Annotated in this window: 5 protein-coding genes; 3 read left to right on the top strand and 2 right to left on the bottom strand. The window is 28.9% G+C overall.

The window, feature by feature from the left end; translation table 11 throughout:
• The first annotated feature begins 249 nt into the window (after positions 1-249).
• Genes HXZ74_RS16860 through HXZ74_RS16850 form a run of 3 tightly spaced genes read left to right on the top strand, consistent with a single transcriptional unit; the run spans position 250 to position 7157 of the window.
• Positions 250-3279, top strand: a complete 3030-nt coding sequence (locus HXZ74_RS16860; protein WP_286476484.1) for a SusC/RagA family TonB-linked outer membrane protein — start codon at positions 250-252, stop codon at positions 3277-3279.
• 10 nt (positions 3280-3289) lie between these two features.
• Positions 3290-4678 carry a RagB/SusD family nutrient uptake outer membrane protein gene (locus tag HXZ74_RS16855; RefSeq protein ID WP_286476483.1) on the top strand — a complete coding sequence of 463 codons (1389 nt, stop codon included), beginning with the start codon at positions 3290-3292 and terminating at the stop codon, positions 4676-4678.
• Positions 4668-7157: an alpha/beta hydrolase family protein gene (locus HXZ74_RS16850; protein ID WP_286476481.1), complete on the top strand. Its 2490-nt coding sequence runs from the start codon at positions 4668-4670 to the stop codon at positions 7155-7157. The genes HXZ74_RS16855 and HXZ74_RS16850 overlap by 11 nt, the downstream gene beginning before the upstream one ends.
• A gap of 16 nt (positions 7158-7173) precedes the next feature.
• Here the strand turns inward: HXZ74_RS16850 and HXZ74_RS16845 are convergent, their stop codons facing one another.
• Entirely contained in the window at positions 7174-7452 is a 279-nt protein-coding gene (locus HXZ74_RS16845) for a DUF6520 family protein (RefSeq protein ID WP_221854075.1), read from the bottom strand.
• 57 nt (positions 7453-7509) lie between these two features.
• A complete protein-coding gene (locus HXZ74_RS16840; protein WP_286476479.1) occupies positions 7510-7815 on the bottom strand; it encodes a hypothetical protein in 306 nt (101 codons plus the stop codon).
• Positions 7816-7972: the final 157 nt, after the last annotated feature.

Genomic DNA, 7972 nt, shown 5'->3' with positions numbered 1-7972 from the left:
ATTTGCTGTTGTTAAAAGAGAGGAACCTTTTGTAAAATTAATTGCTTAAATAGTTGGTTTTATCTTAGAATGCTCAGTGCCCGTATATAAGTGAATGAGAGTATTAATAAGAATAAAAACGTAAAACGTTAAGCGTAAAACTTATAACGTAAAAACAAAAACCCCTTTCCCAAAAGCAAAGTTGGCGCGATGTACAGGAAAAGGAGTGGCTTTTAAAACTAATGTTGAATTAAAAACTTATGTAAAATTATGAAAAAATTTTACTTCAAACTCAGTAGGCAGTCATTTGCTGTGTTATTGGGATTGTTTTGTGCAACACCATTGTTGGCACAAACAGGAAAAACCGTGACTGGAACGGTAAAAGAACTTCAAGTTCCGCTGGTGGGCGTAATGGTAAAAGAGGAGGGAACCGATAATTCTACCTTTACCGATGATAATGGACATTATTCGTTGATTTTACAACATGATGATGCAAAGCTGATTTTTGAGCAATTGGATTTCCCTATTCGAGAAGAAGAGGTATTGAATAGAAGCGTGATTAATATTCGTTTCACAAAAGAAGAGGAGAGTATTCAGCTAAAAGATGTGGTGGTAAATGCAGGATACTACTCCGTAAAAGACAAAGAACGAACAGGATCTATTGCACGTGTTACGGCTAAGGAAATTGAGAATCAACCTGTGAATAATGTGCTTTCTGCCATACAAGGACGTATGGCTGGTGTTAGTATCGTACAAAATTCAGGTGTTGCAGGTGGTGGGTTTGATATCCAAATTAGGGGACGAAATAGTTTGAGAACTTATGGTAATAGCGGAATTGATGGAAGTCTACCATTGTATATAATTGATGGAATTCCTTACGACAATAGACGTAGTATGAGTGATAATTCTATGTCTGCAAACATTTTACCTGGAAATAGTATAAGTCCTTTGAATGCAATAAATCCGAATGATATTTTAAGTATTGAGGTTTTAAAAGATGCAGACGCCACTGCTATTTATGGTTCTAGAGGTGCAAACGGCGTAATTTTAATTACCACAAAACGTGGAGCGAGCGGAAAAGTAAAATTTACATTTAATACATTCTCTTCTTTAAGTAAAGTTAATCGTTTTGCTAAATTAATGAATACCTCACAATTTAATTATGTGAGAGAAACAGCATTCAACAATGATAAAACAACTGTTTTTTCATCAACTGCTTATGACGTAAATGGAGCTTGGGATAGAAATAGGTATACAGATTGGCAAAAAGAATTAATTGGAGGAATTGCTTATAGTAATACGACTCAATTAGGTATTAGCGGAGGGTCTGAAAGAACAAACTTTTCTTTAAGTGCAAATCACAATGAAGAAGGAACTGTTTTTCCTGGTAAAATGGGGTATAAAAGAAATACAATCGCTTCTTCTATTCATCATCAATCCGTAGATAATCGTCTGAAAATTATTTCTACTTTTAATTATTCTTCTCAATCAAATAATCTTATTGCTACAGATTATACTAAACAAGCTTTACGATTAGCACCAAATGCACCAGCTTTATATAATGAAGATGGTAAATTAAATTGGCAGAATGGAACTTGGACAAATCCATTAGCTGCCTTAGAAGCTCGTTACAAGAATACGACTACAAGTTTAGTAATAAGTTCCAATATAGAATATGAAATACTGAAAAATATACAAGTACGATTGAATACAGGTTTAACGGATACAAGATTTGAGGAAACGCTAATCCGTCCTTCAACTATGAATAATCCAAATACTGCAAGTGCTAATCCAGCTAGTTCATATTCAGCAAAAAATAATGGAGATAGAATTTCATATATAGTAGAACCTCAAATGGCATGGCACAAAAAGTATCTGCAACATAAATTAGATTTTTTAATAGGAGGTACTTTTCAGCATGATAAAAATACGACATTAGGTATAAGTGGTACAGGTTTTACAACCAATGCGCTTATTTATAATATTAGTACTGCAAGTAATAAGCAAATCAATCAAAATAGTGATTTAGAATATAAATATGCAGCAGTTTTTGGAAGGTTTAATTACCAATTAAATGATCGTTATATTATTAATTTAACAGGGCGACGAGATGGTTCAAGCCGATTTGGACCAAATAATCGATTTGCTAATTTTGGCGCCATAGGTGCTGCTTGGATTTTTTCGAAAGAGCATTTTTTGAGTGATCAATCGTGGTTAAGTTTCGGAAAATTGAGAGGGAGTTATGGTATAACTGGAAATGATAACATTGGAGATTATCAGTATTTAGATACCTATACTGTGAAGAATTTATTCTATGATGAAATAGCTGGTTTAGAACCTTCGAGATTATTTAATCCTGATTTTAGCTGGGAAAAGACAAGAAAATTAGAAATAGCACTAGAATTAGGCTTGTTAAATAATCGGGTAAATATGACAGCAGGTTGGTATCAGAATCGTTCAAGTAACCAATTAGTAGGTATTCCTCTACCAGCTACAACGGGTTTTAGTTCTGTTCAAGCTAATTTAGCGGCTACTATAGAAAATGTTGGGTGGGAATTTACGCTCAATACATTAAATATAGAGCATAAAAAATGGAAATGGAATACTTATTTTAATTTGTCAATACCTCAAAATAGACTTTTGAAATTTCCTAATTTAGAAGGGTCTACTTATGCTAATCAGTATGTAATTGGGCAGTCTATAGATATTAAGAAAGTATACGAATTTTTAGGTATTGATAAAGAAACTGGTCTTTATCGTTTTAGAGATTATAATGGAGATGGAAATTTAACTCTTTCTGAAGATGCAAAAGCATTAAAAAAAGTAGGAATATATTATCAAGGAGGGATAGGAAATACGATAGAACATAAAAATTGGAATTTAGATTTTTTATTTCAGTTTGTAAAACAACAAGCTTACAATTATAATCAATCAATAGCTCAACCTGGATCTCTGAATAATTTACCTGTCGATTATCTTGATCATTGGCAAATGAATAATACGTCCGCAAAGTTTTCGTATTACACTGCTGGTAAAGATACGAATGTTGTTAATCTACATCGTATAATGGCGCAAAGTGATCAGGCAATTAGTGATGCTTCATATATAAGACTGAAAAATGTGAATATTTCGTATAAGATACCTCTGAAGAATTCTATTGTACAAAATGCAAAACTCTTTTTCCAAGGACAAAATTTATTAACAATAACTAACTTTTTTGGACAAGATCCAGAGATGCTTGTTAGTGGTTATTTACCACCTCTTAAAACGTATGCTTTTGGCGTACAACTAACTTTTTAAATTAAAAAAGATGAAAAAAATATATAAACAAGTCAATATAAAGTTTTTTTTGATTGTCACTTTACTTATAATTAGTTCATGTGAAAGTTTGATAGAAACAGAATCTCCTAATAACCAAATAGGAACGAATGAAGTATTTGAAGATACAACAATGGTTCAGTCAGCGCTAGCTTCTATATATACAGCTGTTCGAAATACTTCTATGTTTTCTGGTAGCACAGATGGATTAGGTATAGGGTTGAGCTTATATACAGATGAACTAGATTGTTATTATCCATTAGGTCATAGCTCTGGTTTATATGACATAGCTCAAAATAATGTTTTATCAACAAATGTCTATGTAGGTAAGATTTGGAATAATGCTTATGCATTATTGTATGCAATTAATAATTTTATTATTCAGTTAGAAAAAACAAAATCTATAGAAGAATTAGATAAACATATTTATTTAGGAGAAGCTTATTTTTTACGAGGAATTATCTATTTCAATTTAACTCAACTATTTGGAGATATACCCTATACAACAGAAACTAATTATCAATTAAACAGTGTACTCAAAAAGACAAATAAAAAAGAAGTTTCAGAACTTATAGAATCTGATTTTGTACAAGCAATGTTGTTTTTGAGTGATAACTATAGAAGCAATCTTAGGATATATCCAAATAAAACGACTGCAAAATTACTTTTGTCAAAATTATATTTAGAAACTAATCAGTTTCAGAAAGCGGAAGAATATAGTAAAGAAATAGTAAATAATCCATTATATCAATTAGAGAAAGATGTTAATAAAGTATTTACAAATACATCCAAAGGAGTTATGTGGCAAATAAAACCTAATGCCAATAATAATGCAACCTTAGAAGCAATTAACTTTTATTTTGAACAAGGTCCTCCTCAAAGCTTTGCATTAAATAATAAATGGGTAGAGCAAATGGATGAACAAGATCTAAGAAAAAAGGAATGGATAAAAACGATAATTAATAATGGAAAAAAATGGTATAGACCTATTAAATATAAAAAACTAAATGGACAAAATACCGATGAATTTTCAATTGTTTTTAGAATAGAGGAAGCATATTTTGTTTACATAGAATCTCTAGTTTATCAAAATAAAGTGGATGAAGCAACAAATATTTTAAATAGTATAAAAACTAGAGCAGGACTTGCAAAACTAAGTAATATAAATAAAGATGACTTGATAAAGGAAATGCTAAATGAAATGCAATATGAATTTTTCACAGAACAAGGGCATCGTTTTTTTGATTTGAAAAGGAATAAGCAATTAGAACGAATGACAACTATAAAACCTAATTGGAAAGAATATCATCTGTTATTGCCTTATCCTGAAAAGGAAATATTGTTGAATGGCAATTTAAAACCCCAGAACAATGGATATTAAATGTGAAAAATATATAGTTTTTTTATTCGTCTTATTTTATTTTTTACCAATTAATGCACAGGTTGTTCAAGATCAAAAAAGTAATCTATGGAATTGGATTAAATCTGTAGATAGTAATGAGGATAAATCTTGGTTTGCAGTAAGGAAATTATATGAACAAAATAAAATAGACTCTTTATTTATAATTAATACTGAAAAGAGTTCGAATAAAATAGTAAGAAAAGATATAAAAACCATTAAATTTTATGGCAAAAATGGTGTTTTATTATTAGGAAAAAATCAATTGGAGATACTAGATTTAAAGTTGAATAAGAGTACGTATCTAAATCATGTGAAATCAATAGAGGTATTAGAAGATAAAGCCTTAATAATTTATCATTTTCAAAATAATACCCTTCTTATTCATAATTTTAAAGGTGAAAAAGTAAACGAGTTGAATCAAGTTGTTGATTTTTTTATTAGTCCAAATCAGAAAAGTATATTCTTTGATCGAAATGAAGTTGTTGAGATTTTAGACGTAGAGAAGAATAAAATTGTGAATCTGTTTTCTAAAAAGCATAAAGTTAAACATGTAATTTGGAATGGAAATTTTGATAAATTACTTTTTATAAGTCATGATGAAAATCAAAATGAATATCTTTCAGAACTTCTCATTTCTACCAATCGTTTCAAGCTTATTGAAAAAAAACTAGATTTAATTCATACAATTATTTATTTTTTACCAGATGACGAAGATTACATTGTACATGGATATTTAAGAGAAGTTAATAATTTAACTCAAGCAGATAGTAGTTTAGATATATGGAGCACAGCTGATGATTTATTGGGAGATAAAGTAAATCCGAAAGGTAAAGTAATCTCTCAAACTTATCTTTCTAAAAAAGGTAATTTCGTAAATTTAGAAAACAAGAATGGAGAAATTTTTTACATAAATAATCCTAATTATTATATTCGGTTAGATAACTCAAAGTATAAGGATTACACACATTCAAATACACCAACCGATTTATATGCTGTGAGAAATAACGAGGATATATTATTAGCTTCAAAAGTAAAAGATCCTTTTAATTCAATTTTTTATTCAACTTTTGGAACGTATTTGATTTATTTTAAAGATGAGATACTACACCTTTATTCTTTCTATGATAATAGCGTCATTGAGTTAAATATCAATAACGTAAAAAGTGATTTTTATTGGTCAAAGGATGAAAAGTATGTATATTTTCAAGATGATTTTTTATTCTATAAATATGATCTCCTTAACAAAAAGTTATTTTCTTTTGGAAAACAAAATGAAAAAAGAGATTATAAAGTGTTAAATACGATTCGATTAAGAGATTATTTAGGTAATTACTCTAAAATATCTGAACCTAATATTGTTGAATTAAGTACTTTACTATTAATTAATAATAAAACCAATAATCAAACTTCAATAGGTGTTTTAAATGAAGATTTTCAATTTAAGAACGTTTTAAAAACTCCTAATCGGATAAGAAATATAATTTTTAATAAAGACTTTAATAAAATTCTTCTAACAGAAGAAAACTTCAATATTCCCACACAGATAAGTTTAGTCAATAAAGGGAAAATTGAAATTTTATTTAAAAGTAATTTAGAAAATAGAAATTATTGTTGGGGTAAACAAAAGATAATACAATATAAAGATAAAAACGGAATAGGTTTAAAAGGTATTCTTTATTATCCTCAGAATTTTGATGAAAATAAAACGTATCCAATGGTAACTTCTATATATGAAGTACAATATGATAAAGCAAATCTATTTTTATATCCTACTTATCAAAACGAAATAGGGTTCAATATCCCTTTACTTTTAGAAAAAGGTTATTTTGTATTTTTACCAGATATTGTTTATGACAATAAGTTGGGGCCAGGAGTATCAGCAAATAATTGTGTGAATTTGGCTTTAGATCAAGTTTTGTTAGAAGTTAAAAATATTGATCGTTCTAAATTAGCGCTTATTGGACATTCTCATGGAGGATATGAAACTAACTTTATTTTAACTCAATCAAATCGCTTTGCAGTAGCTATTAGTGGAGCAGGTAATAGTGATCTTGTAAGATCATATTTTTCTTATAATTATACTTTTAGAGGACCTTTTTATTGGCAATTTGAGAATGGGCAATATCAAATGAACGTTCCGTTTTCTGAAAACAAAAAGTTATATTTTAATAATTCACCTATTCTAAATGTAGAGAACGTGAAAACACCAGTTTTGCTTTGGACTGGGATGAAAGATGAAAATATACAGTGGGAGCAAACAAGAGAATTTTTTATTGGATTGTTAAGAAATAAAAAAGAAGCCATTGCATTATTTTATAAAAATGAGGCACATACAATGAAGCTTAAAGAAAATAGAATTGATTTGACTAAACGCATAATAGATTGGTTGGATTATTATTTAAAAGAGAAAACAGATATTGATTGGATATCAACATTTCTTAAAGAGAAAGAGGCCTAAGCCTCTTTCTTATGATTTAATTTTTAAACAAATTAATTTGACAACTTACTCCATTGTCATCACTTCCATATAAATCATGTTCATTTAAATCTTCATCTATCCAAGAACATGTTACTGTTCCAGTTCTTTGACATTGATCCATTGGAATACATTTTACAGGTGCATTTTCATCATAAAAGTAAGCAGTTTCATTTACTAGCTCATCTTTTTGTGCTGAATTTGTTGCGAAAGCAAGACCTACCCCCATAATTGTTACGACAGCAGGTACAATAAATTTTTTAGCTTTTTTGTTCATAATATTATTTTTTTATGGTGCTTACTCTTTTCAAAGGTTTTCAGCATCCCCTTCTAATTAATTAGTTATACTTGACGTCATTTGATAACGAATTAATTCATTTTCTGTATGGATATATAAAAAATTTTGAATGATGAAAAAAGAAGTGATCGAATTCTCTTTATATTTAGGTACAAAGAAACTTCCTTTATATAATTGTTGTTGGGTATCGTACACATCAATAATATCACCTTTTTCCCACTTCGTTAAAGGTTCATATAGACCTCTTAAATTGGATAGATTATAAAAATAATCATTGTAATAGAATCCTTTTTTATTTACAAGTAAAGGTGGATTACTTAATTTATTTATTCCATTCTTCATTTTTTTCGTTTCAATTTTAGCTTTTGATATAGTGTCTATTGTTTTTAATTGGTGAATTACATTTAAGTTTTTATCCATTATGGATATCCTAACGAAAGTTCCAGAGTAAGAAAAGGTATATAATACTTATCTTACAATTATGAAAGGAATAAAAAAT

The organism is Empedobacter sp. R750 (assembly GCF_030324345.1).
Lineage (GTDB): Bacteria > Bacteroidota > Bacteroidia > Flavobacteriales > Weeksellaceae > Empedobacter > Empedobacter falsenii_C.
Note: the sequence above shows the minus strand (reverse complement) of the source record. Positions and strands in the feature narration are given on the sequence as shown.

What these genes read in the sequence shown, in the direction of transcription:
- HXZ74_RS16860 (WP_286476484.1), top strand. Translation starts at nt 250, where the DNA reads ATGAAAAAATTTTACTTCAAACTCAGTAGGCAGTCATTTGCTGTGTTA.
- HXZ74_RS16855 (WP_286476483.1), top strand. Translation starts at nt 3,290, where the DNA reads ATGAAAAAAATATATAAACAAGTCAATATAAAGTTTTTTTTGATTGTC.
- HXZ74_RS16850 (WP_286476481.1), top strand. Translation starts at nt 4,668, where the DNA reads ATGGATATTAAATGTGAAAAATATATAGTTTTTTTATTCGTCTTATTT.
- HXZ74_RS16845 (WP_221854075.1), bottom strand. Translation starts at nt 7,452, where the DNA reads ATGAACAAAAAAGCTAAAAAATTTATTGTACCTGCTGTCGTAACAATT.
- HXZ74_RS16840 (WP_286476479.1), bottom strand. Translation starts at nt 7,815, where the DNA reads ATGAAGAATGGAATAAATAAATTAAGTAATCCACCTTTACTTGTAAAT.